Source organism: Chromobacterium sp. Rain0013 (assembly GCF_015291765.1).
Classification (GTDB): domain Bacteria; phylum Pseudomonadota; class Gammaproteobacteria; order Burkholderiales; family Chromobacteriaceae; genus Chromobacterium; species Chromobacterium haemolyticum.
Genome location: NZ_CP031514.1, coordinates 4,599,752 through 4,624,985, shown reverse-complemented (window position 1 = coordinate 4,624,985; position 25,234 = coordinate 4,599,752). Strand labels below are relative to the sequence as shown.

Below are 25,234 nucleotides of genomic sequence, written 5' to 3'. Positions count from 1 at the left end.
GTGGTAGAAATCGCGCCTGGGAGAATGAACCATGACACAAGACTTTGAAGTTTCGCCCTATTTGCTAGGGCCCGTTATCGACAACCTTGCCGAACAGGGCTGGGTCGTGGACCGCAGCCTGTTCACCGTTGAAGAAATCCGTCTGCTGCGCGAGGAGTGCCTGATCAACTGGCAGCAGGGAAAATTCCATGAGGCCGCCGTTGGGCGCGCCGCGCAGCAGAACCGCCGCAGTGAAATCCGTTCGGATTCGGTGCTGTGGCTGGAGCCGGAGCAAGCGGACTCCGCCGCCTCCTTGTATTTCTCCAAGCTGGATGCCGTCCGACAGGCGGTCAACCAGGCGTTTTACATGGGCCTGGAAGACTTGGAGTCCCACTTCGCCGTGTATCCGCAGGGCGCTTTCTATAAAAAACACCTGGACCGCTTTCGCGACGACGACGCGCGCGCGCTGACGGCGGTGCTTTATCTGAACGATGACTGGCCGGCCGAGGCCGGCGGCGAGATGCGCCTGTACCTGGACGAGGAGGGCGAGCGTCATGTCGATGTCCGGCCGGAAGCCGGCACCCTGGCGCTGTTTTTGTCCGACCGCTTCTGGCATGAAGTGTTGCCGGCCGGCCGGCAGCGTTTGTCCATCACCGGTTGGTTTCGCCGCCGCATGGCGACGGCGGCCGGCTGGTAGCCTGGCGGGTCGTGCTAGAATCTTCGCCAAGGATTCCGCATACAAAGGACAGTGAAGATGTCAGGCAATACCATGGGGTTGTTGTTCACGGTGACTTCCTTCGGCGAAAGCCACGGCCCGGCCATTGGCTGCGTGGTGGACGGCTGCCCGCCGGGGCTGGAGATCAACGAAGCCGACATCCAGGCGGAACTGGACCGGCGCAAGCCCGGCACCAGCCGTCACGTCACCCAGCGCCGCGAGCCGGACTCGGTGGAAATCCTGTCCGGCGTGTACGAGGGCAAGACCACCGGCACGCCGATCGCGCTGCTGATCCGCAATACTGATCAGCGCAGCAAGGACTACGGAAATATCGCCGACACCTTCCGTCCCGGTCATGCGGATTATTGCTATTGGCATAAGTACGGCATCCGCGACCCGCGCGGCGGCGGCCGTTCTTCCGCCCGCGAAACGGCGGTGCGGGTGGCCGCCGGCGCCATCGCCAAGAAATGGCTGCATGAACGCTACGGCATCGTTATCCGCGGCCATATGACTCAGATCGGGGAAGTGGCCATTCCCTTCAAAGCCTGGGAGCATGTGTCCGGCAATCCCTTCTTTGCAGCAGACCCCGAGGTGGTGCCGCAGCTGGAGAGCTATATGGACAGCGTGCGCAAGAGTCTTGACTCCATCGGCGCGCGGCTGCGGGTGGTGGCCGAGAACGTGCCGGTGGGCTGGGGCGAGCCGGTGTTCGACCGTCTTGACGCCGACATCGCCCACGCAATGATGAGCATTAACGCGGTCAAGGGCGTGGAAATCGGCGCCGGCTTTGGCTGCGTGACCCAGCGCGGCAGCGAGCACGGCGACGAACTGACGCCACAGGGCTTCGCCAGCAATCACGCCGGCGGCGTGCTCGGCGGGATCTCCACCGGCCAGGACATCGAGGTGTCCATCGCCATTAAGCCGACGTCTTCCATCGCCCAGCCGCGCCGCTCGATAGACAAGCAAGGCCAGCCGCTGACCATGGAAACCCACGGCCGCCACGATCCTTGCGTCGGCATCCGAGCCACCCCCATCGCAGAGGCGATGCTGGCGCTGGTGTTGATCGACCACGCTTTGCGTCATCGCGCGCAATGCGGCGATGTTTCGGTAGATACTCCCAGAATTGCCGGCCGAATCGGCTAGACTGTAAACCGTAAGCCGGGACGACGCCGGCATATCCGGTAGGATGGAACATGCTGAAAAATCTGATCAGCGGCCTGACCGGCCGTATGAAGAAATCTTCGGACTCCACGAGCGACGAACAGCCTGTGCCCGCGCCGTTCACCGAGCTGGCTCACGACTCGCCGGCCAGCCGGCAGTTGGAGAACGCGCCGCCGCTGGATTTGCCGCCCACTTTGGGCTTCGTTTCGCATCAGCCGGTGATGGACAGGCTGCAGCGGGTGGTGGCTTACGATTTCTTTGTGCGTCAGGGCAAGCGCAATATCGCAGCCGGCAAGCAGCAGGAGTTTGACAGGCTGATGCTCAGCACCCTGCAGAATATGGACATTTTCCGCTTGCTGGCCTTCCGCCGCGCCTTTGTCCATATCTCCATCGACACCCTGGACGAGCCGATGCTGTCGAATATGCCGGCCAGCAGCGTGATCTTCGTGCTGGAGCCGTCGCAGACCGGTTCGGTGTCCGAGGATATGATCAAGCGGCTGGACGCGCTTAAGCAAAAAGCGATGCGTTTCGCGCTGGAGCCGGCCGCCTATGATCCGGGCTGCTTGCCGGCCCATCTGCAGAACGATCTTTTCAGCCGCATGGACTTCATGATTCTGGATTTCGACGCGCCGTCGGCCAAGGTGTTGGAGCCCATCCTGGATCAATTGCCCAAGCGTTACCCCACTGTGCGCTGGATGGCGCGCAATGTCGGCACCGCGGAGGATCTGGATGTCTGTCTGCGCGGGCCGGGACATAATCGCTTCGCCTTGTTCCACGGGCCTTTCATCGCCACCGTCCGCGCGCTGGAAGGCGGCAAGGTGGATGCCAGCCAGACCCGGGTGCTGCAAATCATGCGCATGTTGCGCGCCAATGCCGCGGCCGCCGAGATCGAAACCCAGTTCAAGCTGGACTCCGTGTTGCTGTTCAAATTGCTGCGTTTCATGAATTCGCCGGTGCACGGCCTGTCGCGCAAGGTGCAGACCATAGAGGAAACCTTGCTGCTGCTGGGCCGGGAAACCTTGTTCAAGTGGCTGTCCATGCTGCTGTTCACCTCGCGCAAGGACGACGGCACCGCGGTGTCGCTGCTGGAAAAATCACTGATCCGCGCCCGCTTGCTGGAGCGCATGGGCAGCTACCGCGGCAACCGTGTGGAGGCCGAGCATCTATTCCTCACCGGCATGTTTTCCATGCTGGACGTTTTGCTGGGCGCGCCTTTCCCCGATGTACTGGACCCGCTGGAGCTGGCCTCGCCTGTGCGCGAGGCGGTGGTGGAACAACGCGGCATGTTCGCGCCTTTCCTGTCGATGGCGCTGGCTTGCGAGCAGGGTGACACTGAACAGATCGAGGCGCTGGCCAAGGTGTTGGATTTCGACGTCGATTTGGTCAACCAGTACTATATGGATGCCGCGGTATGGGCGCAGGTAGTGTTGCGCGATAGCGAGGTTCATAACAATGTGGAGGCGGTCTGAGAGGGGGGTAGCTATCGCCTCCGGACCATAAACAAGGCCGCGCCCTTAGGCGCGGCCTTGTGCTATCCGCCGGCTTATTGCTGGCCCTTGTTCTGAGCGGCCGCGTCGTCGGCGCCTGGCGCCGCGCGACGATCTCCCGGAGGTTCGCCATGAGGCGCTCCGCCGGGAGGGGCTCCATGTTGCGGGCCGCCGTCGGCATTGCCGGGAGCATGGCCGCCTTGCGGGCCTCCCTCGTGATTGCCGCCGGAGCCTGGGCCGCCACCTTCATGTCCACCTCCGCCGGAGCCGCCGCCTCCGCCGTCATGTCCTCCTCCGCCGGAACCGCCGCCTCCGCCGTCATGTCCACCTCCGCCGGAACCGCCGCCGCCACCTTCATGTCCACCTCCGCCGGAACCTCCGCCTCCGCCGTCATGTCCACTGCCACCTGCCTGGCTGAACAGCGGGCCGTGTGGAGGAGAGAAGGGCAAGGCAGGCGTGGACAGCGAACCTAAGGCGCAAACCAGCGCGGTTAGCAAGGGCAGGCGTTTCATTGGGCAGTCTCCTTGAACGGTGGCCGGCCAGCCGTGAAAGCGGCGCCGGCGCGGATGAAGTCCGAACGCTTCAGCATAGCCGCTAAACCGCGATGACGCCGTGGCGAGCAAGGAGAAATGCGTGTGGCGTCAGCCGCCCCTCAACCCTAGCGCGTAGCGTATCGCTTCGCGCTTCAGCGGGCCGGCGTGATTGGCCAGGCGCATCCCCAGTTTGCGCGCCAGCCGCAGCGGGGCAATGTCGTTGCCAAAACCATAGCAGAAGGCGTCCATCGCGGTTTGCATGGCCAGATTGGCCGGTTTGCGCGCGCGCTGGTAGCGCTGCAGCGCGTCGACGGCGGCAAAATCCCGGCCTTGGGCCGCGGCTTCAAGGATCACTTCGGCCAGTTTGGCCGCGTCCTGGAAGCCCAGGTTCACGCCTTGGCCGGCCAGCGGGTGGATGGTGTGGGCGGCGTCGCCCACCAGAGCCACGCCGTCCTTGACATAGCGCTGCGCGTGACGGCGGGTCAGCGCAAAGCTGCCCTTGGCCACGATGCGGCGGATATTGCCCAGCTTGCGCGGAAAGGCAGCGTGAAAGGCCGCGGCCAGTTCCGCCTCGTCCAGCGCCAGCAAACGCTGGACTTCCGGAGGGCGGTGATACCAGACCAAGGATCCGTATTGGCCGGTCAGCGGTAAAAAGGCTTGCGGACCAGTGGGGGTGAAGCGTTGCCAGGTGATGTCCTGCTGTGTTTGTTCCTGCTCGCAGCAGGCCACCAGCGCGTGCATTGGATAATCCCAGCTGGTGACGCCGATCCCGGCGGCATCGCGCACCGATGAGCGCGCGCCGTCGGCGGCGACCAGCAAGCGGGCGCTCAACTGACGGCCGTCCTCCAGTTCCACGCGCGAGGCGAAGGGCTGGTAGACGATGCGGCGGATGGCGGCCGGCGCCAGATAGTCGATGTCCGCTTTTCCCAGCAGGGCTTGGGTGGCGGCCAATTGCGCCACTCGGTTTTCCACGATGTGCCCGAGCGCCGCTTCGCCGGCCTCCTCGGCGGTGAACAGCGTGCCGTCGGCTTCCTCTCCTTCCCACACCTGCATGCGCAGATAGGGGGCCGCGCGCATTTCCAGGACCGCGTCCCAGGCGCCGATGCCCGCCAGAAAACGCGCCGATGCGGGGCTGATCGCCGAAACCCGCAGATCCGGCGGCTGAGTCGCGTCGAACGGGGCGGGCGGCGTCTGCTCCAGCACCGCAATGTTCAGGCCGTGGCCGGACAGCGCGGCGGCAAGCGCCGAGCCCACCATGCCGCCGCCGACGATGAGAATATCGCTGTGTTGCATAAATCCCTTTCCAATCGTTTGCCCGCGCTTTCCCCGAGCGCCGGGTCGCGCGCCAGCATAGCCCAGAGGAGGCGCCGCGCGTCTTGGTCTGGATCAAGCCGTTTGCGGTTCCGCCGCCAGCAGCGCGCGCAGCCGCGGCACCACGTGTTGGATGAACACCTCGTTCTTGCGCGGCAACGGGTGCCGGTAAGGGTAGACCAGAAAAGCCGGCCAGCAGTCGTGGCTCCAGCCCGGCAGCACCGGCACCAACTGGCCGGTGGAGAGAAAGCTGTTGGCCACGTAGTGGGGCAGCAGCGCCAGGCCACAGCCGGCCACCGCGCCGGAAACCAGCGGAGAATACTGATTGCAACTGAGCACCGGCCGTACCGGCATGCGCACATAGACGCCGTCTTTTTCCAGCGCCCATTCCACTGTTTCGCTGGGAGCCTTGCTGGAGTCGTACAGCACACGGTGCAGGCACAAGTCCTCCGGGTGTTCCAGCCTGGGGGCTTGCGCAAGGTAGCCGGGGGAGGCGTAGACGGTTTCGCGCATGAAGCCCAGCGGTTTGGCCACCAGTCCGTCGTCGTAGACATTACGGGTGCGCACGCAAAAATCCAGTCCTTCGGCCACAGGGTCTTGCAGCCGGTTTTCCACTTGCAACTGCATCTCCAGCCCCGGGTACTGATTGGAGAGCTCCGACAAGATGGGCACCAGCAGGAACTGGGCGAAGGCCGAGGCGGAGCTGATCACCAGCGGCCCTTCCACGCAATCCTGAACATTGCCCACGTCGCTGCGCACCCGGTCCAGCATCTCGCGCAATTGGCGCGCGTGTATGGCAAGCCGTTGGCCGGCCTCGGTCAGCGCCACGCGCCGGGTATTGCGCAGCACCAGCACCGTGCCCAGCTCCAGCTCCAGTTGTTTGACCAATTGGCTGACGCGGCTTTTGGCGCACCCTAGCGCGTCGGCCGCCGCGGTGAAGCTGCCGTGGCGGGCCAGCGCGTCGAAAGCCAGCAGAGCATCTGGAGAGGGAGGGTGGTTTGTTTTCATTTCAGAACAGTGTGTGGGTATTTCACGGATTTTATTGTATGGGCATGTAGATTAGCATGCTTGCGTGATCAATAGCAGAACAATTGGAGCGCATCATGACATGGGGAGCCAAGGAGAGGTGGAGCCGGTTTTGGAGGTGGCTGGGCCGCTTGTGGTGGCAGGGCATGCAGGCCCACGCACGGCGTGCGCTTCGCGACGAAACCGAGGAGCTGGAGCGCGTGAGGTATGCGGCGTCGAGTGGGGGGCGGCAGTGCGCCAATCCGGTCGATTGCGCCCGGAACCGACGAGTATTTCATTAACCGTGATGTTGAATCGAGGAGAAACGAAAATGCAGGATACCAGAGCGATAGTGACGGGGTTTTTGAACGAGGTGCGTTCCGGACGCAATCCGGATGCGGCGAGCGATTATCTGGCGGCTAAGGTATTGGCGCATCAACTGGTGGCGGAGTCGCCGTACACGCTGGAGCGCAGCCCGGCGGATTACGCGGCTCACGTGCGCGAGTTCCTGCGCGACTACGGCGCTTTCGAACTTCGGGTGGACGAACTGCTGGTCGACGGAGACAAGGCGTACGCGCGCTGGACTCAGATTGGGCGGAACCTGGCCGGGAGCGGCGAGCCGGTTCGCCAAATCGGCAGCGCCTGCTATCGGGTGGAGAAGGGGCGTATTGTTGAGTATTGGATACAAAGCAGCTGAGCTGTCGTCGCCGCTTGCATGCCGCGCATCTATTGATTAACTTTTTGTCATAATTATGTGTTAATTGCAGGTCAATTAATATCGTCTTTCAGTTTTATCAAACATGGCCGATATTGCATAAATATAATGACCGCCAAGATGACAATAAGGAGTTGTACATGGGGATGCTTGGACGCAAGCGCCAACTGGCGCTTTGTCTGCTGTTGTTGACAGCTCAGGCTTGGGCGGAAGAGGCCGCGCCGGCCGAAGGGTCTCAGCCCAAGACGGTGATCAAGTTGCCGCTGAAGTTGAAGGCGGCGGCGCCCGATGCCCACAAGGCGGAACCGGCCAAGCCGGCAGCGCCGGCGGCGGAACATAAGACCGAAGCCAAACCGGCCGCCAAGGCGGAGGCCAAGCCCGAAGCGAAACACGCGGAAGCCAAGCCGGCTGAAGCCAAACAGGCCGAATCCAAGCCGCCGGAAAAAATGGAGCCGGCGGTGAAGATGGCGCCGCCGCCGACGGCCAAGAATTTGAGCGAGCCCAGCCCGGAAGTGCATGCGCCGGTGAAAAAGCGCCGCGCGGCCAAGCCCAAGCGCAAGGCGGTGCCGGTCGAGCACGGCGACGCGCATCTGGCTTCCGAGGCCCAGCAGGTGCGCAGCGTGGTGAACGCCATCGTCGAAGCCAACGCCCGCTATATGAAGTCGCATGACAAGGCCTATTTCGAGCGCTTCGCCGAGCATCAGAGCCCGCGCGCCACTGTGGTGACCTGCTCGGACTCACGGGTGCAAACCAACGCCTTCCACGGCGATGCGGTCAACGACCTGTTCATGGTGCGTGACATCGGCAATCAATTGGCCACCGCCGAGGGCTCGGTCGAATACGGGGTGCGGCATTTGCATACCCCCTTGCTGATCATCATCGGCCATGCCGCTTGCGGCGCGATCAAAGCCGCCTCCGGCGACTACGGCGGGCTGGAACCGGCGATACGCAAAGAGTTGGCCACCATCGATATTCCCAAGGGCATTGACCCCACCAACGGCGCGTTATTGAACGTCAACAACCAGGTGGAAACCGCGATCATGACCTTCGCCGGGGAGGTGGAGGGGGGCAAGCTGGCGGTGCTGGGCGCGTTCTACGATTTCCGCAACGATCTGAAGCAAGGCTACGGCAAGCTGGTGATCACTAATCTGAACGGCGAGACAGATCCGGCCAAGATCCGCGAAATGACTCGCGCCGGCCAGTTCTTTAAGTACAGCTTTATGAAATAGCCGCGCGCAGCTTTTTCGCTTCGCCGTCATGGCCGCCGTCAGGCGGCCATTTTATTTGCGCGGCGCGGGCGCGGTAGCGCCGTCATTACAGCCGGCGTGCGCTGATTTCCCTCCATGATTCCGGCTGAGACATTTTTTCTCCGCTTAATCCGTATTTGTTTGGCAATGCGCAAAAACGAATATCGTTTTTTCGCTTAGCATGAGCTTATTGATGCCGCCGCTACGGTTTCGCGTTTGCGAGCGACAGGGTTTTTCCGCGCTGAAAGCGTATTGATGTAATGCGCTTGCTACAAAAAAGTTTTTAAGCGATGAGAATGAGCGGTGAATGGACAATAATATTGTCTAGATTGTATTTTCATAAATGAAAATAAATTGTCACCAATTAGTCATTCTCTCGCCGCAACAGGTTTAACTGTTTGGGAGACTTGAAATGACCGTTAGCAATGAACTGGAACTGGACGCGCTGGTGGCGCGGGTGAAAAAAGCACAAGCCGTGTTTGCGGGCTTCAGCCAGGAGCAGGTGGATCACATCTTCCGCTCGGCGGCGCTGGCCGCCGCGGACGCGCGGATACCGCTGGCCAAGATGGCGGTGGCGGAAACCGGCATGGGCGTGTTGGAGGACAAGGTGATCAAAAACCACTTCGCCTCCGAATACATCTACAACAAGTACAAGGACGATAAAACCTGCGGCGTGCTGGCCGAGGACGACACCTTCGGCACCATCACCATCGCCGAGCCGATCGGCCTGATCTGTGGCATCGTGCCCACCACCAACCCCACCTCCACCGCCATTTTCAAGGCCTTGATTTCCTTGAAGACGCGCAACGGCATCATTTTCTCGCCGCACCCGCGCGCCAAGCGCTCCACTTGCGAAGCGGCGCGCTTGGTGTTGCAGGCGGCGGTGGCGGCCGGCGCTCCGCCGGATATCATCGGCTGGATAGACGAGCCTTCGGTAGCCTTGTCCAATCAGCTGATGCACCACCCTGACCTCAACTTGATTCTGGCCACCGGCGGGCCGGGCATGGTGCGCGCCGCTTACTCCTCAGGCAAGCCGGCTATCGGCGTGGGCGCCGGCAATACTCCGGCGGTGATAGACGAAACCGCCGACATCAAGCGCGCCGTCGCCTCCATCCTGATGTCCAAGACCTTCGACAACGGCGTGGTGTGCGCGTCGGAGCAGTCCGTCATCATTGTCGACGAAATCTACGAGGCGGTGCGCGAACGCTTTGCCAAGCACGGCGGCTACATTCTGTCCAAACGCGAAGCGGAGGCGGTGCGCAAAGTGATTCTGCAAGACGGCGGCCTCAACGCCGCCATCGTTGGCCAGAGCGCGGCCAAGATCGCCGCGATGGCCGGCATCGAAACGCCGCCGGCCACCAAAGTGTTGATCGGCGAAGTCAGCGATGTATCCGCCGCCGAAGCCTTTGCCCATGAAAAACTGTCGCCGACGTTGGCGATGTACCGCGCCAGCGACTTCATCGACGCTTGCGACAAGGCCGCGGCGCTGGTGGCGATGGGCGGCATCGGCCACACCTCGGCGCTGTACACCGATCAGGACTTGCAAGGGGAACGCATCCGCTACTTTGGCGACAAGATGAAAACCGCGCGCATCCTGATCAACACGCCGTCGTCGCAAGGCGGCATCGGCGACCTTTACAACTTCAGCCTGGCGCCTTCGCTGACCCTGGGCTGCGGCTCCTGGGGCGGCAACTCGATCTCGGAAAACGTAGGCCCCAAACACTTGATCAACAAGAAGACCGTGGCCAAGAGGGCCGAAAACATGCTGTGGCATAAGCTGCCCAAGTCCATTTACTTCCGCCGCGGCTGCCTGCCGGTGGCGCTGGAAGACCTGTCCGGCAAACGCCGCTGCCTGATCGTCACCGGCCAGTATCTGTTCGACAATGGTTTCGTGGACGAGCCTATCCGCCTGCTGAAGAAAATGGGTTTGGAGGTGGAGGTGTTCTTCGAGGTGCCGGCCGATCCGACGTTGGCGGTGGTGCGCAAGGGCGCGGACCTGGCGCATGCTTTCAAGCCTGACGTGATCATGGCCTTGGGCGGCGGGTCGCCGATGGACGCGGCCAAGATCATGTGGGTGATGTATGAGCATCCGGAAGTGCATTTCGAAGACTTGGCGCTGCGCTTCATGGACATCCGCAAACGGATTTACCAGTTCCCTAAACTGGGGCGCAAAGCGGAGTTGGTGGCGGTGCCCACCACCTCCGGCACCGGTTCGGAAGTGACGCCGTTCGCCGTGGTCACCGATGAGAACACCGGGGTCAAATACCCGATCGCCGACTACGAACTGACGCCGAACATGGCCATCGTGGACGCCAACCTGGTGATGAACATGCCCAAGTCGCTGACCGCCTTCGGCGGCATCGACGCGGTGACTCATGCGCTGGAAGCCTACGTTTCGGTGATGGCCAACGAGTATTCGGACCCACAGGCTTTGCAGGCGCTGAAGCTGTTGAAGGATTACCTGCCGTCCGCCTATCGCAACGGCGCGGGCGATCCCAAGGCGCGCGAGCAGGTGCACAACGCCGCCACCATCGCCGGCATCGCCTTCGCCAACGCTTTCCTCGGCGTTTGCCATTCGATGGCGCACAAGATCGGCGCCGAATTCGGCTTGGCCCACGGCCTGGCCAACGCGCTCTTGATCAGCAATGTGATTCGCTACAACGCCGCCGATGTGCCCACCAAGCAGACCGCCTTCAGCCAGTACGACCGGCCCAAGAGTGTGGCGCGCTATGCTGAAATCGCCCGCCACCTGGGCCTGGAGGCCAACCGCGACCACGACCGGGTGGAGAAGCTGATCGAATGGGTGGACGCGCTCAAGCGCACGCTGGACATTCCGGCGTCCATTCAGGCCGCCGGTGTGGCCGAGGCTGACTTCCTGGCCAAGGTGGACTTGCTGGCGGAGGCTGCTTTCGATGACCAGTGCACTGGCGCCAACCCGCGCTACCCGCTGATCAGCGAACTGAAACAGCTGCTGTTGGACAGCTATTACGGCCGCGCCTACAAGGAGAGTTGGGAGCGAGAGGCGGGCGCGGAAGCCAAGCCCGAGGCGCGCCCGGCCAAGGGCAAGCTTAAGGCGGTGTGAGCCCCGCTGCCGTCCGTCAAGCCGCCGCGCGTCAGCCCGGCGGTTTTTTCTTTGCGCAACGGCCGGCTCAGTATTTGAAATAGCCTATGGTCTGCGCCAACTCCACCGCCTGCTCGCTCATGCCGCGCGCGGTGGCGGTCAGTTGTTCCGACGCCGCGGCGTTGGCTTGCATCGATCGGCTGATTTCGCTGACCCCCTGATTGATCTGTTCCACCTGCAGCGCTTGCTGGTTGGAAGATTGATTGATCTCCTGCACGAAGCTGGCGGTGCTTTGTATCGCCGGCAACATCTGGTTGAACAGTTCGCCCGCGTGTTCGGCGCGGCGCACGCTGCTTTGCGTCAGCTGGCTGATTTCCTTGGCCGCCTGCTGGCTGCGCGCCGCCAGTTTGCGCACTTCCCCAGCCACCACCGCGAAGCCGCGGCCGTGCTCGCCGGCGCGGGCGGCCTCTATCGCCGCGTTCAGCGCCAGCAGATTGGTTTGATAGGCGATATCGTCGATGATCAGCACTTTGTTGGCGATGTCCCACATCGCGGCAATGGTTTCGTCCACCGCTTGGCCGCCGGCCAACGCGTGTCTGCTGCTGTCGCTGGCCATCTGGTCCGTGGTGCGGGCATCGTCCCGGTTCTTCCACACGAAGGCGGAGATCTGTTCGAGACTGGCGCTATTCTTGTCGATGTTGTTGGCCTGCTCTGCCGCTTGCTGGCTCAGCGTGTCCACCGCCTGGCTGATCTGACGCGCGGCGTTGGCCAGGTCAGAGGAGAAGGCGTCGATATGCCCCAGAATGCCGGCCAGCTTAGCCACCAGCCGGCGCGTGGATTCTGCCAGGTCGCCCAGCTCGTCCTGGCTGGTGTAGCGCGGCGGCGCGGTCAGATCGCCATCGGCGATGGCGTGCAGGGCTTGGCTCACTTCGCGGATGGGCTGATGCAGCAGGCGGCGCACCAGCAGGGACAGCACCATGACGGTGACCAGATCCAGCAGCAGGATTTCCGCCGATACCCGCCACAGCACAGCGTGCAGTTTCTCGCGGATTTCTTCTGTAGACACTTGCAGGCTTAGTTTGCCGACAGTGCGCGCGGTCGCGCCGTCGTGAAAGACCACGATGCGTTCGCGGGTCATATCCGCATCAGAGGCCGGCTTTCCGACGCGAAGCAGCGAGCCGTCGGCCTCGCGGCGGTAGCCGGCGAACGGCGCGCCGTTGGCGTCGCGGACGAAAACGCCGCGGAGGGCGCGTTTTCCCATCTCCGCTTCCAGTACCCGCAAGCCTTGGGCACTGTCGAAATTCCACATTGGCCCGGCCAGGTTTGCCGCCAGCCGTGCGCCGATCGCGGCGATTTCGCTGTCCAGCGTCTGGTGCAACTCCTGTTGGGTGCGCCAGTAGTCCAGCGCGCCGAACGCCGCCAGCAGGGCGGACATGATGAGCATGAAGGCCAGGTTGAGCTTCAGGCTGATGCTGTGGTGCCGCATAGGTGCATGCTCCCGGCTCGATAAACCGATTCAACGCTTTATTGATAGCACCTGTTGGCCTTGGCCGGACTGTGGGATGCCGCCGATCAAGATCGGCGGAGGGGAGGGCGCTGGGGGCTGCTGGCACGGATGCGGGAGAGCCGGCATTAAGCGCCGTGTTTATGCCTTTTGCGCGTAGCTATATTCTGAAACATGACATGACAAAGGTCTTGAGGTAATCTCCTGCCCCATGTGTTATGGGCCACAACGACAATCCCAAGCCATAACATCGGCGGCGGCGCTGCCTTTGAACCTGTTTACGACCAGCTGGGTGTTGCGGAGCGTTACACCGTGAGTGCCTCTTCGAAATGCTCTCGCGAGATCGTGAACTGGCTCTAAAGAACGTGTTTACGGTCTCGCGAGCAAGAGCGAGACAAGGCGAAAACGTCCGAAAAAGCGGAATGTACTCGTGGTACATGAGCATTTTTAGGGTGTTTTCAACGCGGTCTCGCCGAAGCGCAGCAGATCGTAACCGGGTTAATAAGCGCCAAGGCCACAACCCTTACGCAATACAAAGACAGTTAAAGGAGCAACTATGCAACCTGCTCAGGACTCCCTGCACAGGGGACTGGAAGAGCGGCATATCAACCTCATGGCTCTTGGCGCCACCATTGGCGTCGGCCTGTTTCTGGGATCGGCCACCGCTATCAAAATGGCCGGCCCCGCCATCATGCTGGCTTACGCCCTAGGCGGCTTTGCCATCTTCCTGATCATGCGAGCGCTGGGTGAAATGGCCATCCATAATCCGGTGGCCGGGTCGTTCAGCCGTTACGCGCTGGATTACCTCGGCCCCTTGGCCGGCTACCTGACCGGCTGGAACTATTGGTTCCTGTGGCTGGTGACTTGCATGGCGGAAATCACCGCCGTCGGGGTCTACATGGGCATCTGGTTCCCGGACATTCCAGCCTGGTATTGGGCTCTGGCCGCGCTGGTGGCCATGGGCGGCGTTAACTTCATCGCGGTCAAGGCCTATGGCGAATTCGAGTTCTGGTTCGCGCTGATCAAGATCGTCACCATTGTGCTGATGATCATCGGCGGCCTGGGCATGATCGTGTTCGGTCTGGGCCATGGCGGAGTGGCCACCGGCATCTCCAATCTGTGGAGTCACGGCGGCTTCATGCCCAACGGCTTCAGCGGCGTGCTGATGTCGCTGCAAATGGTGATGTTCGCTTATTTGGGCGTGGAAATGCTGGGACTGACCGCCGGCGAAGCCAAAAACCCCAAGAAAGCGCTGGCACGCGCAGTGGATTCGGTGTTCTGGCGCATTCTGATCTTCTACATCGGCGCGCTGTTTGTCATTTTGGCCATTTACCCGTGGAATGAACTGGGTACCCGCGGCAGCCCCTTCGTGCTGACTTTCGAGCAGTTGGGAATCCCGGCCGCCGCCGGCATCATCAACTTCGTGGTGCTCACCGCCGCGCTGTCTTCGTGCAATAGCGGGATTTTCAGCACCGGCCGCATGTTGTACAACCTGGCTCAGCAACAGCAGGCGCTGCCTGTGTTCGCCAAGGTGTCGCGCCAGGGCGTGCCGGTATTCGCGTTGCTGATGTCGGTATTCGCGCTGCTGATGGGCGTGCTGCTCAACTACCTGGCGCCCAAGGAGGTTTTCACCTGGCTGACCGCGATTTCCACCTTTGGGGCGATCTGGACCTGGGTGATCATTTTGCTGGCCCAGCTGCGCTTCCGCCGCACTCTGAGCCGCGAGCAGTTGGCGGCGCTGGCCTACAAGATGCCGTTCTGGCCGTATGGTTCTTACATCGCCATGGGGTTCTTGATCCTGGTGGTGGGCTTGATGGCTTACTTCCCGGACACTCGCATCGCCTTGATTATTGGCCCGGGTTGGCTGGCCTTCCTTGTGGTGGCCTACTATCTGCTGGGCTACCACAAGCGCAGCGCCGAGGAAGTGGCGCGGCTGGCGCAAAACGCCCGCTGACGTTTGCCCGTTTCCAGCCGCAATGAAAAACCCGCTCGCAAGGAGCGGGTTTTTTTGCGTCTCAACGCGGCAGCCAGCTGCCGCGCAGCGAGTAATCGCCCGGCTGCTGCCGGGTGGGGCCGCTGAGCGGATAAGCCGGCGGGGGCGCGTGTTGTTCGCAGTTGCTCTGGCCGAAGCAACGCGGCAGCGGGTTGAAGCCGACGCTGGGGCAGCCCGGAGGCGGGTTGATGCCGATGCAATGCTGCATCTGCTCTCTTTGCATCCGTTCCCGCAAGCTGGGTGTGTTCAGATCCGCTTTGACCGAAAAATCCGGGCCGGCGTCCAGGTCTTTCAACTGCACCGCGCTTTTGAACTTGAGCGGCTTGTTCTTTTTATCCGTCGGCTTCATTGACGGCTTGACGCGAGCGTCCCACGGATCTTTCAAGGCGAAGTCGTAAGAAGGCAGGGGAGCCGCCGTCAGGCTCGCGCTCAAGGCGGCCAGCGACAGGAATAGGGCGTGTCTACACTGCATGATGAATCTTTGTCCTGCGGTGGCAATGCCGCTGACGCTCGGCTGCTGCCAGGCAGACAAGGCGCGCGGAATGCTCTTGTTGGGGATATGGCTGACGCGGCGGTAGCCGCGGTGGCTGTGAGCCGCTCACCGAAAATTTAATGGGAGCGGTCGGATGCTTTTTATAACATCAAAGTTTTTCAGCTGGCAATAAGACGCAATGACATGCGAAGCTGAGCGGGGCTTAATCGCAGAACGCGGCTTCGGTTGTTCATACTCATGGAGATCCTCAATGGCGCACTATCTGGTGGAACTGTACAGTCCAAAGCCGGCTTGGCTGGCTTTGAGTTTTTTGCATCGCACCGACTTTCTGGACCAGATCAAAACCAATATGGAGGCGCTGCCCGGCCTGGGTATTCAATTGCTGACTTTAAGCCAGATCGCCGCCGACGCCGATCAGGCTGCGCCCTATCGTTTTCTGGGGGTGTGGAGCCTGCCGAACCAAGAGGCCTGTGAGGCGATGCTGGCAGGCATTCGCGCCAGCGGTTGGTACGACTATTTCGACCACGTCAACGCGGTGGGCGCGGCCGGCGGCGTGGACGTCCATCTGGCGGACCTGCTGCAAGTCAAGTAAGCGCTTTGGAAACCGTTGCGGACGACAGCTTAAGCTGCCGTCCGCAAAGAGACGTCAAAGGCGGCCGGCGGACAGCCGGCCGTTTCGTCCGCTTACAGTTCCCGCAGCACGCGCCATTCCACGAACTCGGCGGGATCGCCGGTTTCCTTGGTCTCGAAGACCGCTGGAATGTGGAAGGGCTTGCCGGTGGCGACATTGGTGCCGGCGATGGTGACGGTCATGCCTTCTTGCAGGTGGTTTGGCCGCTCCCCGCCTGCCACGGTCACCGACCACATGCCGCCGGGCAGCAGGCCGGCAAAGGTGGCGATGCCCTTGCCGTTTTCAATCAGCGGAATCGATAGCGGCTCGTTGGGCGGGATGTAAGCGCTGACCGACACGTCGTTCAGGTGGATCTGGTAAGCGATATCCTCATGGAGATCGGCGTCGTCGCGCACCTGCGGCCGCGGGCGGCCATGGGTGATGGTGCGGCCGAATCTGGGCGTTTCTCCGCCCTGGAGGCAAGTCAGCCACATGGTGGTGAACTCGCTGCCTTCCGGATTGGTGCAGATGGCGTAGTAGCGGTTGCCCGAATGGACGCCGCCGTGCTGAGGCTCGCCCGAAGTCAGATCGAGGTTGTAAAACACATTCCTTCCCAGGGTGCCCACCGAGTAGGTGCCCGCGCCGCCGGTGAACACCGCGGGCACGACGATGAGCGAATTCGGGATATAGGGGTAAATGCGGACCTGGCTGACTTTGGTAGGAAACGGCGCCATGATTTTCTCCTGGCTAATGAAACCGGTGATAGAGGATGCGAGGGCGCTTATTCGTATTGAATAGGTGGCGCCCGGCGCCCACTAAACCTAGACCAGGAAAATGTTTTGGCTCCTGTGCTAAAGAGCAGACGGTGGCCATGCGCGGCCGCGGGCTTATTCCTGTCGCCCCGGCAAGGAGCTATGTTCATGAAATACCTTCCACTGGCCCTGCTCGCGACGCAAGCCCATGCTGATGCGGTTGCTCAGCGACCTGAGCGTTTCCCCCGTCGGCGACAGGGCGGTATAGGTCAGCAGCGCGTGGCCTATGGCCAGTTCCGCGTTTTCACAGGACTCGATTGCCTGCGCGCTGACTTGAACCCTGTTCTCCCCCAGTGACTGAAACCACTGCTCGGCCATGCTGCGCCAGGCGGCGATGCCGCGCAGAGAATCCCGCTCCCATATATCGAACACATGCACATCGTCGCTGTATAGGGCGGCGAACGCCGCGGCATCCTTGGCGAACACCGCGGCGCCATAAGCCGCCAGCAGTTGTTCAAAAGCGCTGTGCGCTTGTTGCATGTCCGGGCTCCTTGATGGGGATGGGGTCCTTGCTCCGGCTAATCATAGAAACGCAGACGTCATTGCCGCAAGCGTCCGGTGGCAAGGGGGAGACAATGCAAGTGGCGTTGCCGTATGTGGCGGCTTGCCTTAGGGTGAGGTTCATCGCTCATTCGCTCCCGGTATCGCCATGTCCTTGCTTCACTCCGAATCACCGTCGCTGTTTCAAATCCGTTCCGCGCTGGCGGAGGATGCCGAAGGTTTGATCCGGCTACATTTCCGCGCGGTGCAGGCGATAGCGCCATCGTTCTACTCGTCGTCAGTGCGCGCAGCCTGGTCGCCGCCGCCCAGTCCCGCGCGCGCCGCGTGGATGCGGCAGACGATTGCCACTCCGGAACGTCGGGTGCTGCTGGCTGCGGCCGAGGGGCGCTTGGGCGGTTTCGCCATCTGCGCGCCGGAACAGGGTTTGTTGCAGGCGTTGTACGTGGACCCGGCCTGCATCGGCCTGGGCTTGGGCCAACGCTTGCTTGGCGCGGCGGAAGAGACGGTGAGGGAAACCGGCTGTGCCCGCGTCACGCTCAAGGCATCGCTGAACGCATTGGGCTTTTACCTGGCCATGGGGTATAGGCTGGGCGCGGCGGCGCGCCAGCCGCTGGCCGATGGCGTGGAAATGGACTGCCGGGAGATGGACAAGGCGCTCTAGCGAAGTTTCTGGCTAGCCAACATTTGGCCCCTGGACGTGTCGGACCCAAGATGTTCTGCGCAACGCTTCAAGGCACTGATAAACGATCGTGAACCGGTTCAAGGGTGTTTCGCCGCGATATAGCTGCGGCAAAAGCGCGCGGTCATGCCGGCGATCAGCGTGCTGGCTTCGGTGATGTCGGTCATCACGCGCTTGGGCGGCGGGTTTTCCGAGGCGCCGTGCCGGGCGTAGATGCCGAGGATGCTGGTGTTGTTGCAGGCGGCGGTGAACAGGCTGAGCTGCTCCGGGTCGGCGAAGGTGTCAATGGCGGCGCCTATGGACTTGGCATGGTGTTTGACGCTGTCCAGTATCTTGTACAAGGTGCCCCAGGTCAGCACTTTTTCCAGCGTGGTGCAGGTGGATATCAGGCCCAGCAGGAATAGCAGGTCGCGTAAATCGGGATCTCGCTTGCACAGGTAGAGTAGGTAGGACGGGTAGCGTTGGCGCGGGTTTTCGTAACGGGTGTGGACCTGGTCGATTCTGGGGTTGCGGCTGAACGGGTCTTCTTCTATCTGCTGAGCGCTGATGGAGTGAAAGCCGCCGTCCTCGTAGGCGCTGAAACCCAGAAACTGGATCGGCATGCTGTTGATATCGCCAGTGGTGGCGCGCAGGGCGCCGTTGAGCAGCAGCTGCAGGCTGTAGAGACGTTGGGATACGTGCTCGGGATCGTCCAGGTCGTCGATATGGCGGGAATAGGCGTAGAACTGCATGCCGATGTGATCGTTTTCATAGCCCAGATCGATGTCGTTGCCGAAGAAGTTGTGGGCGAGATCGGGGTAATAGCCGCCGGCGGCGACGGTGATTTCCCATTTGTGTACTGGCGACATGAAGCTTCCCTGACGGCGGTAAGAGCCTGTTCAAAGTCAGCCGCGCTTCGGCGGGATGGATAGAAAGGGGCGTTGGTTTTCGCCTCGTCTCGCCCTAGCTCGCGAGACTTTAGAACAGGCTCAAGATGGATGGGCGGGACGCGTATGGGCGTTTTGCCGCGCCGGATGCTAGCACAGTTCAAGCTTCCTTGCGTAAATATGGCGGATATGAAAATCCAAAGTCATTCTTCGTGGGTTTTTAGATGGGGAGGTGGGCGGATGGCGTTTGACTGGCTACGCCCGGCGCCGGCCTTGCCGGCACAGAGCCGCGACGGTTTGACCTTGCGGTCGGCCGCCATGTCGGAGATGGAGGCGGTTTACCTGATGGGGAAGGATGCCTGGGGCGAGGGATGCTCCGAGGCCGACTACCTGCGTTTGTGTCGCGATTCGCGCAAATACCAGCGCGGCCGCTGGCATGTGTTGGCGGACGCGGGCGGCGGCTTGCTCTGTTCGGCGATTGCTTATCAGCTGCCGCGACTGGCGGGACGGGTGACATTGGGTTTGGGGTCGGTGGCCACGGGGCCTGAATGGCGTGGCCAGGGTTGTGCCAGCCTGGCCTTGAACGGCCTGCTCGCAGGATATCGGCGGCATTGCCGGGTAGAGGTGTTCTTGTTGTTCGCGGATATTGAATGGCGGTTTTATCAGCGTTTGGGTTTCATGCCCCTGCCACAGTCTTTGCAAGCGCATGGCAAGGCGGTGGGGATGGCGCGATGCGCGCCGGAACTGTGGGAAGACGTGCTGCTCGCCTTGGCCGAGCGGCCGCTGGGATATTTTTAAGCGGCACCGGCGCGGTCACGAATGGGGTCATTACCCCATTCGCTTTTGGCCGCGTTGACGGCGCTAGGACTTAGGGCCTGTGCAAAGTCTCGCTAGCAAGAGCGAGTCTTAGAACCTGTTCACGATCTGCTGCGCTGCGGCGATACGGCGTTAAAAACAAGCTCAAAATGCTCATGTACCACTCGTACATTCCGCTTTTTCGCTCGTTTTCGCCTTGTCTCGCTCTTGCTCGCGAGATCGTGAACAGGCTCTTAGAACAGGTTCTCAGAACAAGCTGGGCTGCGCGCCTTGCGGATGATCGATCAGCGCTTCGGTGCTGCCTTCGGCCAGGCGCAGGGAGACTCGCTCGCGGTTGCGCAGCTCTTCCGGGGATTTGACCGCGGTGCCGTCCTGTTTTTGCACGATGGCGTAGCCGCGGGCCAGCACCGCTTCAGGGTTGAGCGCCAGCAGGGTGGCGGCCAGGGTGTCCAGCTTCTGAGTTTGCCGGTTGAGCAGGTCCTGGCGCGCGCGTTGCAACCGGGTTTGCAAACGGTCCATGGCTTGGACTGCATGCGCCAGGTCCGGCCGACGGCGTTGCAACTTGCTGTCCGCCAGTTGCAGCGCCCAGCGCCGTTGTTCAAACAGACCGCTCAGCCGGCGTTGCAGCCGCTCTTGCTGACGCTGGAGCGCCTCGCGCTGGCGTTGCAGCTTTTCGCCCGGGTGAGCTAGCCGGCGCGCAAGGTAGTCCAGTTGCTGAGACTTGTCGGTGAGCAAGCGGCCGAGCGCGCGCTCCAGCCCGCGCTTGGCGGTTTCGAGCTGAGTACTCAGGTGCTCGCGGCTGGGGGAGACCAGCTCCGCTGCGGCGGTGGGCGTGGGCGCTCGCTTGTCGGCCACGAAGTCGCAGATGGTGAAGTCGGTTTCGTGGCCGACGCCGCTGACGGTGGGAATGGGGCTGGCGGCCACGGCGCGGGCGACGATTTCTTCGTTGAACGACCACAGGTCTTCGATGCTGCCGCCGCCGCGGCAAACGATGAGCACGTCCACTTCGCGCCGCTCGCCGGCGCGCCGGATGGCGTCGGCCACTTGCTGGGCGGAGCCTTCCCCCTGCACTTGGGCCGGGTAGAGAATGACCGGAATGCCGGGCATGCGGCGGCGCAGGGTGCTGACCACGTCGCGCAAGGCGGCGGCGGCCGGCGAGGTGACGATGCCGATGGCGGCGGGGTGCGGCGGCAGCGGGCGCTTGTGCGCGGGGTTGAACAAGCCTTCCGCCTGCAGCTTGGCCTTGAGCTTTTCAAAAGCCTCGTACAAACGGCCCAGGCCGGCGGAACGCATCTGATCGACGTTGATCTGGAAATCGCCGCGTGCCTCGTACAGGGTGACGGTGCCCTTGAGCTCCACCTGCATGCCTTCCGCCGGGCGGAAGGGCAGTTGCGACACTTTGCCGCGAAACATCACGCAACGCACTTGGGCGCCGCCGTCTTTCAAGGAGAAATAGGCGTGTCCGGACGCGGCCAGGGTGAGGTTGGAAATCTCTCCGCCTATCCACATCGGCGGCAGTCCGCTTTCCAGCAGATCGCGCGCCATGCGGTTGAGGGAGGAGACGCTGATGACGTCGTTCTGGGGTGTGGTAAAAAACATGGTTGTCAAGTGATCCACAGCGGGGGGTGGAAAATATTTTCAGCTAAAGCGAGTTGAGTCTTGGCTTGCGTAGCGTTTGATATCTCTAAAAAATTCAATAAAATCAATAACTTGATTGTTTTCTTATCCAGGGAGGGCTGAGCCTAAAAACGGCTTGGTGCTTGGCTTGAGAGCATATTTGCACAGTTTTATCAACAAAGTTATCCACAGGGTTTTCCGTTTCAATCATGTGACAATAGTTTTTCCTGTAAAAACAAGGGACAAGGCCTTTTCCCTCAGAGTCGCTGTCCTCGTTTGTCTTGATATTGCTCAAGTAAGCGCTTTCTTCTTTCATCCGAACCGGATGCCGGCGGGTTGGCTTTGTTGGCCGGTTATGCTTTTGGATTTCCCTGTCCGCGTTTAGGCAGAGCCCGGAATTTTCCTTTTTGGGGCTTGGTTCACGATCCGCCGCAACGCCGTATCGCCGACGCGTAGCAGATCGTAAACAGATGTTCAGGAGCTCAGCTCCTTCAGCAGTTCCTTGACCCTGACCACGCGCAGCGCCACGTCCTGGATATCGGCCTCCACGCGCAGCTTGTCCTGGCCCGCCAGCCGGTAATTGCGCTTGGTTTGCAGCAATTGGATGATCTTCATCGGGTCTATCGGCGGGTTCTTGACGAAATGAACCTGGATGGCCACCTCGCTGGCGTCCAGCTTTTGCACGCCCAGCGGCTTGGCCAGCAGGCGCAGGCGGTGGCTGTCTATCAGGGTCTTGACGGTTTGCGGCGGCAAGCCGAAGCGGTCGATCAGTTCTTCGTGGATGTCGTCGATTTCCTGCTCGCTCTCGCAGGTGGCCAGCCGCTTGTACAGCACCAGCCGTTCGTGCACGTCGGGGCAATAACCGTCCGGCAGCAGCGCCGGGCTGTGCATATTGATTTCAGTGGTGACGCCCAGTGGCGCGTCTAGGTCCGGAGTGCGTCCTTTTTTGAGGTCGCGCACCGCCTGTTTGAGCATTTCGGTGAACAGAGAGAAACCCACTTCCTGCATTTCGCCGGATTGGCCTTCGCCCAGCACCTCGCCGGCGCCGCGGATTTCCAGGTCGTGCATCGCCAGGTAGAAGCCTGCGCCCAGCTCCTCGGACATCTGGATGGCTTCCAACCGTTTCATCGCGTCCTTGGTGATGCCTTCCGGGGTCAGCAGATAGGCATAGGCCTGGTGATGGCTGCGGCCGACGCGGCCGCGCAGCTGGTGCAGTTGGGCCAGGCCGAACTTGTCGGCCCGATTGATCAGAATGGTGTTGGCGTTGGGGATGTCGATGCCGGTTTCAATGATGGTAGAGCACAGCAGCACATTGAAGCGCTGCTGCAGGAAGTCGCGCATCACTTGTTCCAGCTCGCGCTCGCGCAATTGGCCGTGGGCCACGCCAATGCGAGCTTCCGGCACCAGTTCCGCCAGCTTTTCCCGCATGTTTTCTATGGTGTCCACCTCATTGTGCAGGAAGAACACCTGGCCGCCGCGCTTGAGTTCGCGCAGTACCGCTTCGCGTATCACGCCGTTGGCCATCGGGCTGACGAAGGTTTTCACCGCCAGCCGGCGGCTGGGGGCGGTGGCGATGACGGAGAAGTCGCGCAGCCCTTCCAGCGCCATCGACAGGGTGCGCGGAATCGGCGTCGCGGTCAGCGTCAGCACGTCCACATTGGCGCGCAGCCGTTTGAGCTGTTCTTTCTGGCGCACGCCGAAACGGTGCTCCTCGTCGATGATGACCAGGCCCAGATTCTTGAACTGGATGTCCGGCTGCACCAGCTTGTGGGTGCCGATGACGATGTCGACGCTGCCATCGGCCAGGCCGGCCAGCGAAGCCTTGCTTTCCTTGGCGCTGCGGAAGCGGGAGAGTTCTGCGATTTTCACCGGCCAGTCGGCAAAGCGGTCGGAGAAATTCTGGAAATGCTGTTCCGCCAGCAGAGTGGTGGGCACCAGCACTGCCACCTGTTTGCCGCCAAGGACAGCGACGAAGGCGGCGCGCAGCGCCACTTCGGTCTTGCCGAAGCCGACGTCGCCGCAGACCAGCCGGTCCATCGGCTTACCGGAGCACATGTCTTGAACCACGGCTTCGATGGCGCTGGCCTGGTCCGGGGTTTCTTCGAAGCCGAAACCGGCGGCGAAGGCGTCGTAGTCTTGATGGGACAGGCTGAAGCTGTGGCCTTCCCGCGCGGCGCGTTGCGCGTAGAGGTTGAGCAGTTCCGCGGCCGTGTCGCGGGCTTTTTCCGCGGCGCGTTTCTTGGCTTTTTCCCAGGCTGGATTGCCCAGCTTGTGCAGGTGGATCTGGTCAGCCGCGCCGCCCGCGTAGCGGGAGATCAGGTGCAGTTGGCTGACGGGCACATAGAGGGTGGCGCTGTCCGCGTACTCCAGTTGCATCAGTTCGGTTTCGCCTTCGCCCAGGTCCATGGACACCAGGCCCACGTAGCGGCCGATGCCGTGCTGCTCATGCACCACCGGATCCCCCGCCTTGACTTCGGCCAGGTCGCGCAGCATGGAGTCGGAACCGGCGCGCGCGCTTTTGCGGCGGGCGTGGCTGCGCGCCACATGCTGGTACAACTCGGATTCGGTGACTACGGCGATGCCGGCGCCGGGCAGGGCGAAACCGGTGTAGAGCGGTGCCACGCAGAGCGCCAGCGGCATGTCGCCGGCGATGAATTCGGCCCAGCCGTCCACCGGGCGCGGCTTAATGCCGTGCTCTTGCAGGAACTGGTGGACGGTTTCGCGGCGGCCCAGGCTTTCCACGGTAATCAGGATGCGCTGACGGCCGCTGTGGATGAAAGCGTCCAGCTTATGCAGAGGCTGCTCGGCACGGCGTTCCACCGCCAGCTCCGGCAGAGGAGCGCAGCCTTCCGCGAGTTCGCCGTCGCCGGCCAGTTCGATGCGGGCGTAGGGTTTGAGCCGCGCCATCAGTTCGTCCGGGCGCAGGAAAATGTCGGCCGGCGGCAGTACCGGGCGTTCCAGATCGCCGCGCGCCATGTCGTAGCGGCTTTCCACGTCTTGCCAGAAGACATTGGCGGCGTGTTGCACATCATGGTGCAACACAATCAGCGCGTCGTCGCCCAAGTAGTCGAACAGAGTGGCGGTGTCGTCGAAGAACAGCGGCAGGAAGTATTCGATGCCGGCCGGCCACAGGCCTTGAGAGACGTCTTTATAGATGCGGCTTTTGCTGGGGTCGCCTTCGATGCGTTCGCGGTAGCGCTGGCGGAAGGCGGTGACGCCGCTTTCATCCGCCGGGTACTCGCGCGCCGGCAGCATCCGGATTTCCGGTACCGGGTACAGGGTACGCTGGTTGTCCGGATCGAAGGTGCGCAGGCTGTCGATTTCGTCGTCGAACAGATCGATGCGGTAAGGCAGCGCCGAGCCCATTGGGAACAGATCGATCAAGCCGCCGCGGATGGAGAATTCTCCCGGGGCCATCACCTGAGTGACGTGGTGGTAGCCGGCGGTGACCATATTGGCGCGCAGCTGCTCCACGTCCAGCCGCTGCTTGGCTTGCAGGAAAAAGGTGCGTCCCAGCAAATAGCTTATCGGCGCCAGCCGTGTCATCGCAGTGCCGACCGGGGCGATGATCACATCGCATTCGCGCTGATGGATCTGCCACAAGGTGGCCAGCCGTTCGCTGACCAGTTCGCCGTGGGGGGAGAAGTGGTCGTAGGGCAGGGTTTCCCAGTCCGGCAGCAGCGCCACGCGCAGCGAGGGCGCAAAGAATGGGGCCTCGGCTTGCAGGCGTTGGGCGGATTGCGCGTCGGCGGCGAGGATGAGCAGCGGACGCCGCTGGGCTGCGAGGCGGGCGACGATGTTGGCGTCCAGCCCGGCGGGCAGGCGTCCGTGACGAGTTTTCTGACTGGCGGGAGGTATCCGCGGGAGATTATCCAACATGCTGCTTCACTAGTTTTGGCGGTTTCGGGCTTGGCGGTTTCGGGATTATAGCAGCCGTCCGCCGCGCGCCGTTCGCTGGGCTTGCGCAAGGTCGGCGCGGCTTGTGTTCGGCGGGGTGAATATTTTCATCGGCATTGTCTGGCTGCATCCGGCAATTGCATATATTGTATGTCAGTCGGGTGGTTTTGTTTTTCATTTGGCATATATGCATTTGATTTTTTAATGCAAAGTTAATTGCGGCGCGCGGCAGAGC

General features: G+C 62.0%; 20 protein-coding genes. 11 read left to right on the top strand and 9 right to left on the bottom strand.

Features of this window, described 5'->3' with window-relative positions; genetic code table 11:
• The first annotated feature begins 31 nt into the window (after window positions 1-31).
• From DXT74_RS21150 to DXT74_RS21135, 4 genes are all read left to right on the top strand, one after another.
• Window positions 32-676: a 2OG-Fe(II) oxygenase gene (locus tag DXT74_RS21150; RefSeq protein ID WP_052052151.1), complete on the top strand. Its 645-nt coding sequence runs from the start codon at window positions 32-34 to the stop codon at window positions 674-676.
• Window positions 677-733: 57 nt separating this feature from the next.
• Window positions 734-1,834 carry a chorismate synthase gene (gene aroC / locus DXT74_RS21145; RefSeq protein ID WP_039755621.1) on the top strand — a complete coding sequence of 367 codons (1,101 nt, stop codon included), beginning with the start codon at window positions 734-736 and terminating at the stop codon, window positions 1,832-1,834.
• Window positions 1,835-1,884: 50 nt separating this feature from the next.
• Window positions 1,885-3,321 carry an EAL and HDOD domain-containing protein gene (locus tag DXT74_RS21140; RefSeq protein WP_043592691.1) on the top strand — a complete coding sequence of 479 codons (1,437 nt, stop codon included), beginning with the start codon at window positions 1,885-1,887 and terminating at the stop codon, window positions 3,319-3,321.
• 149 nt (window positions 3,322-3,470) lie between these two features.
• A complete protein-coding gene (locus DXT74_RS21135; RefSeq protein ID WP_194426948.1) occupies window positions 3,471-3,812 on the top strand; it encodes a hypothetical protein in 342 nt (113 codons plus the stop codon).
• A gap of 168 nt (window positions 3,813-3,980) precedes the next feature.
• Here DXT74_RS21135 and DXT74_RS21130 read toward each other — a convergent pair whose 3' ends face one another.
• Window positions 3,981-5,165 (bottom strand): FAD-dependent monooxygenase, encoded by a 1,185-nt coding sequence (locus tag DXT74_RS21130; protein ID WP_194426947.1) that lies wholly within the window; start codon window positions 5,163-5,165, stop codon window positions 3,981-3,983.
• A gap of 93 nt (window positions 5,166-5,258) precedes the next feature.
• The gene (locus DXT74_RS21125; protein WP_194426946.1) at window positions 5,259-6,191 is read right to left on the bottom strand and encodes a LysR family transcriptional regulator; all 933 of its coding nucleotides are present in this window, start codon (window positions 6,189-6,191) and stop codon (window positions 5,259-5,261) included.
• A 328-nt stretch (window positions 6,192-6,519) separates the two neighbouring features.
• Between DXT74_RS21125 and DXT74_RS21120 the strand changes: the two genes are divergently transcribed.
• The 3 genes from DXT74_RS21120 to adhE all read left to right on the top strand — a co-directional run bounded on the left by DXT74_RS21120 (window position 6,520) and on the right by adhE (window position 11,232).
• Window positions 6,520-6,885: an ester cyclase gene (locus DXT74_RS21120; RefSeq protein WP_019102666.1), complete on the top strand. Its 366-nt coding sequence runs from the start codon at window positions 6,520-6,522 to the stop codon at window positions 6,883-6,885.
• Window positions 6,886-7,043: 158 nt separating this feature from the next.
• Window positions 7,044-8,132, top strand: coding sequence for a carbonic anhydrase (locus tag DXT74_RS21115; RefSeq protein ID WP_019102665.1), 1,089 nt, complete (start codon window positions 7,044-7,046; stop codon window positions 8,130-8,132).
• A gap of 430 nt (window positions 8,133-8,562) precedes the next feature.
• Complete coding sequence (adhE, locus tag DXT74_RS21110) at window positions 8,563-11,232, top strand: bifunctional acetaldehyde-CoA/alcohol dehydrogenase (protein WP_194426945.1); 2,670 nt, start codon at window positions 8,563-8,565, stop codon at window positions 11,230-11,232.
• Between the two features lie 67 nt (window positions 11,233-11,299).
• Here the strand turns inward: adhE and DXT74_RS23175 are convergent, their stop codons facing one another.
• Window positions 11,300-12,697, bottom strand: a complete 1,398-nt coding sequence (locus DXT74_RS23175; protein ID WP_052370285.1) for a methyl-accepting chemotaxis protein — start codon at window positions 12,695-12,697, stop codon at window positions 11,300-11,302.
• A 574-nt stretch (window positions 12,698-13,271) separates the two neighbouring features.
• Between DXT74_RS23175 and DXT74_RS21100 the strand changes: the two genes are divergently transcribed.
• Window positions 13,272-14,669 (top strand): amino acid permease, encoded by a 1,398-nt coding sequence (locus tag DXT74_RS21100; RefSeq protein ID WP_043592678.1) that lies wholly within the window; start codon window positions 13,272-13,274, stop codon window positions 14,667-14,669.
• A gap of 61 nt (window positions 14,670-14,730) precedes the next feature.
• Here the strand turns inward: DXT74_RS21100 and DXT74_RS21095 are convergent, their stop codons facing one another.
• Entirely contained in the window at window positions 14,731-15,180 is a 450-nt protein-coding gene (locus DXT74_RS21095) for a hypothetical protein (protein ID WP_143330138.1), read from the bottom strand.
• Window positions 15,181-15,451: 271 nt separating this feature from the next.
• On the opposite strand from DXT74_RS21095, the gene DXT74_RS21090 reads away from it, so the two are divergent.
• Entirely contained in the window at window positions 15,452-15,793 is a 342-nt protein-coding gene (locus tag DXT74_RS21090) for a DUF6616 family protein (RefSeq protein WP_043632398.1), read from the top strand.
• Window positions 15,794-15,885: 92 nt separating this feature from the next.
• Here the strand turns inward: DXT74_RS21090 and DXT74_RS21085 are convergent, their stop codons facing one another.
• Together DXT74_RS21085 and DXT74_RS21080 are read right to left on the bottom strand one after the other, a co-directional pair.
• The gene (locus tag DXT74_RS21085) at window positions 15,886-16,545 is read right to left on the bottom strand and encodes a hypothetical protein (protein WP_194426944.1); all 660 of its coding nucleotides are present in this window, start codon (window positions 16,543-16,545) and stop codon (window positions 15,886-15,888) included.
• Between the two features lie 153 nt (window positions 16,546-16,698).
• On the bottom strand, window positions 16,699-17,103 hold the full coding sequence (locus DXT74_RS21080; RefSeq protein WP_194426943.1) for an SgcJ/EcaC family oxidoreductase: 405 nt from the start codon (window positions 17,101-17,103) through the stop codon (window positions 16,699-16,701).
• A gap of 169 nt (window positions 17,104-17,272) precedes the next feature.
• Between DXT74_RS21080 and DXT74_RS21075 the strand changes: the two genes are divergently transcribed.
• The gene (locus DXT74_RS21075) at window positions 17,273-17,785 is read left to right on the top strand and encodes a GNAT family N-acetyltransferase (RefSeq protein ID WP_194426942.1); all 513 of its coding nucleotides are present in this window, start codon (window positions 17,273-17,275) and stop codon (window positions 17,783-17,785) included.
• A 98-nt stretch (window positions 17,786-17,883) separates the two neighbouring features.
• On the opposite strand, the gene DXT74_RS21070 is transcribed toward DXT74_RS21075, so the two are convergent.
• Entirely contained in the window at window positions 17,884-18,651 is a 768-nt protein-coding gene (locus tag DXT74_RS21070) for a hypothetical protein (protein WP_194426941.1), read from the bottom strand.
• 258 nt (window positions 18,652-18,909) lie between these two features.
• Here DXT74_RS21070 and DXT74_RS21065 point away from each other — a divergent pair, with 258 nt between their 5' ends.
• Window positions 18,910-19,467, top strand: coding sequence for a GNAT family N-acetyltransferase (locus DXT74_RS21065; protein ID WP_194426940.1), 558 nt, complete (start codon window positions 18,910-18,912; stop codon window positions 19,465-19,467).
• A 264-nt stretch (window positions 19,468-19,731) separates the two neighbouring features.
• On the opposite strand, the gene xseA is transcribed toward DXT74_RS21065, so the two are convergent.
• Entirely contained in the window at window positions 19,732-21,084 is a 1,353-nt protein-coding gene (gene xseA, locus DXT74_RS21060; protein ID WP_194426939.1) for an exodeoxyribonuclease VII large subunit, read from the bottom strand.
• A 492-nt stretch (window positions 21,085-21,576) separates the two neighbouring features.
• Entirely contained in the window at window positions 21,577-24,981 is a 3,405-nt protein-coding gene (gene mfd / locus DXT74_RS21055; protein ID WP_194426938.1) for a transcription-repair coupling factor, read from the bottom strand.
• Window positions 24,982-25,234: the final 253 nt, after the last annotated feature.

What these genes read in the sequence shown, in the direction of transcription:
- xseA (WP_194426939.1), bottom strand. Translation starts at nt 21,084, where the DNA reads ATGTTTTTTACCACACCCCAGAACGACGTCATCAGCGTCTCCTCCCTC.
- DXT74_RS21140 (WP_043592691.1), top strand. Translation starts at nt 1,885, where the DNA reads ATGCTGAAAAATCTGATCAGCGGCCTGACCGGCCGTATGAAGAAATCT.
- DXT74_RS21075 (WP_194426942.1), top strand. Translation starts at nt 17,273, where the DNA reads ATGTCCTTGCTTCACTCCGAATCACCGTCGCTGTTTCAAATCCGTTCC.
- mfd (WP_194426938.1), bottom strand. Translation starts at nt 24,981, where the DNA reads ATGTTGGATAATCTCCCGCGGATACCTCCCGCCAGTCAGAAAACTCGT.
- DXT74_RS21115 (WP_019102665.1), top strand. Translation starts at nt 7,044, where the DNA reads ATGGGGATGCTTGGACGCAAGCGCCAACTGGCGCTTTGTCTGCTGTTG.
- DXT74_RS23175 (WP_052370285.1), bottom strand. Translation starts at nt 12,697, where the DNA reads ATGCGGCACCACAGCATCAGCCTGAAGCTCAACCTGGCCTTCATGCTC.
- DXT74_RS21065 (WP_194426940.1), top strand. Translation starts at nt 18,910, where the DNA reads ATGGCGTTTGACTGGCTACGCCCGGCGCCGGCCTTGCCGGCACAGAGC.
- DXT74_RS21130 (WP_194426947.1), bottom strand. Translation starts at nt 5,165, where the DNA reads ATGCAACACAGCGATATTCTCATCGTCGGCGGCGGCATGGTGGGCTCG.
- DXT74_RS21125 (WP_194426946.1), bottom strand. Translation starts at nt 6,191, where the DNA reads ATGAAAACAAACCACCCTCCCTCTCCAGATGCTCTGCTGGCTTTCGAC.
- DXT74_RS21095 (WP_143330138.1), bottom strand. Translation starts at nt 15,180, where the DNA reads ATGCAGTGTAGACACGCCCTATTCCTGTCGCTGGCCGCCTTGAGCGCG.
- DXT74_RS21150 (WP_052052151.1), top strand. Translation starts at nt 32, where the DNA reads ATGACACAAGACTTTGAAGTTTCGCCCTATTTGCTAGGGCCCGTTATC.
- DXT74_RS21120 (WP_019102666.1), top strand. Translation starts at nt 6,520, where the DNA reads ATGCAGGATACCAGAGCGATAGTGACGGGGTTTTTGAACGAGGTGCGT.
- DXT74_RS21070 (WP_194426941.1), bottom strand. Translation starts at nt 18,651, where the DNA reads ATGTCGCCAGTACACAAATGGGAAATCACCGTCGCCGCCGGCGGCTAT.
- DXT74_RS21100 (WP_043592678.1), top strand. Translation starts at nt 13,272, where the DNA reads ATGCAACCTGCTCAGGACTCCCTGCACAGGGGACTGGAAGAGCGGCAT.
- adhE (WP_194426945.1), top strand. Translation starts at nt 8,563, where the DNA reads ATGACCGTTAGCAATGAACTGGAACTGGACGCGCTGGTGGCGCGGGTG.
- aroC (WP_039755621.1), top strand. Translation starts at nt 734, where the DNA reads ATGTCAGGCAATACCATGGGGTTGTTGTTCACGGTGACTTCCTTCGGC.
- DXT74_RS21085 (WP_194426944.1), bottom strand. Translation starts at nt 16,545, where the DNA reads ATGGCGCCGTTTCCTACCAAAGTCAGCCAGGTCCGCATTTACCCCTAT.
- DXT74_RS21090 (WP_043632398.1), top strand. Translation starts at nt 15,452, where the DNA reads ATGGCGCACTATCTGGTGGAACTGTACAGTCCAAAGCCGGCTTGGCTG.
- DXT74_RS21080 (WP_194426943.1), bottom strand. Translation starts at nt 17,103, where the DNA reads ATGCAACAAGCGCACAGCGCTTTTGAACAACTGCTGGCGGCTTATGGC.
- DXT74_RS21135 (WP_194426948.1), top strand. Translation starts at nt 3,471, where the DNA reads ATGAGGCGCTCCGCCGGGAGGGGCTCCATGTTGCGGGCCGCCGTCGGC.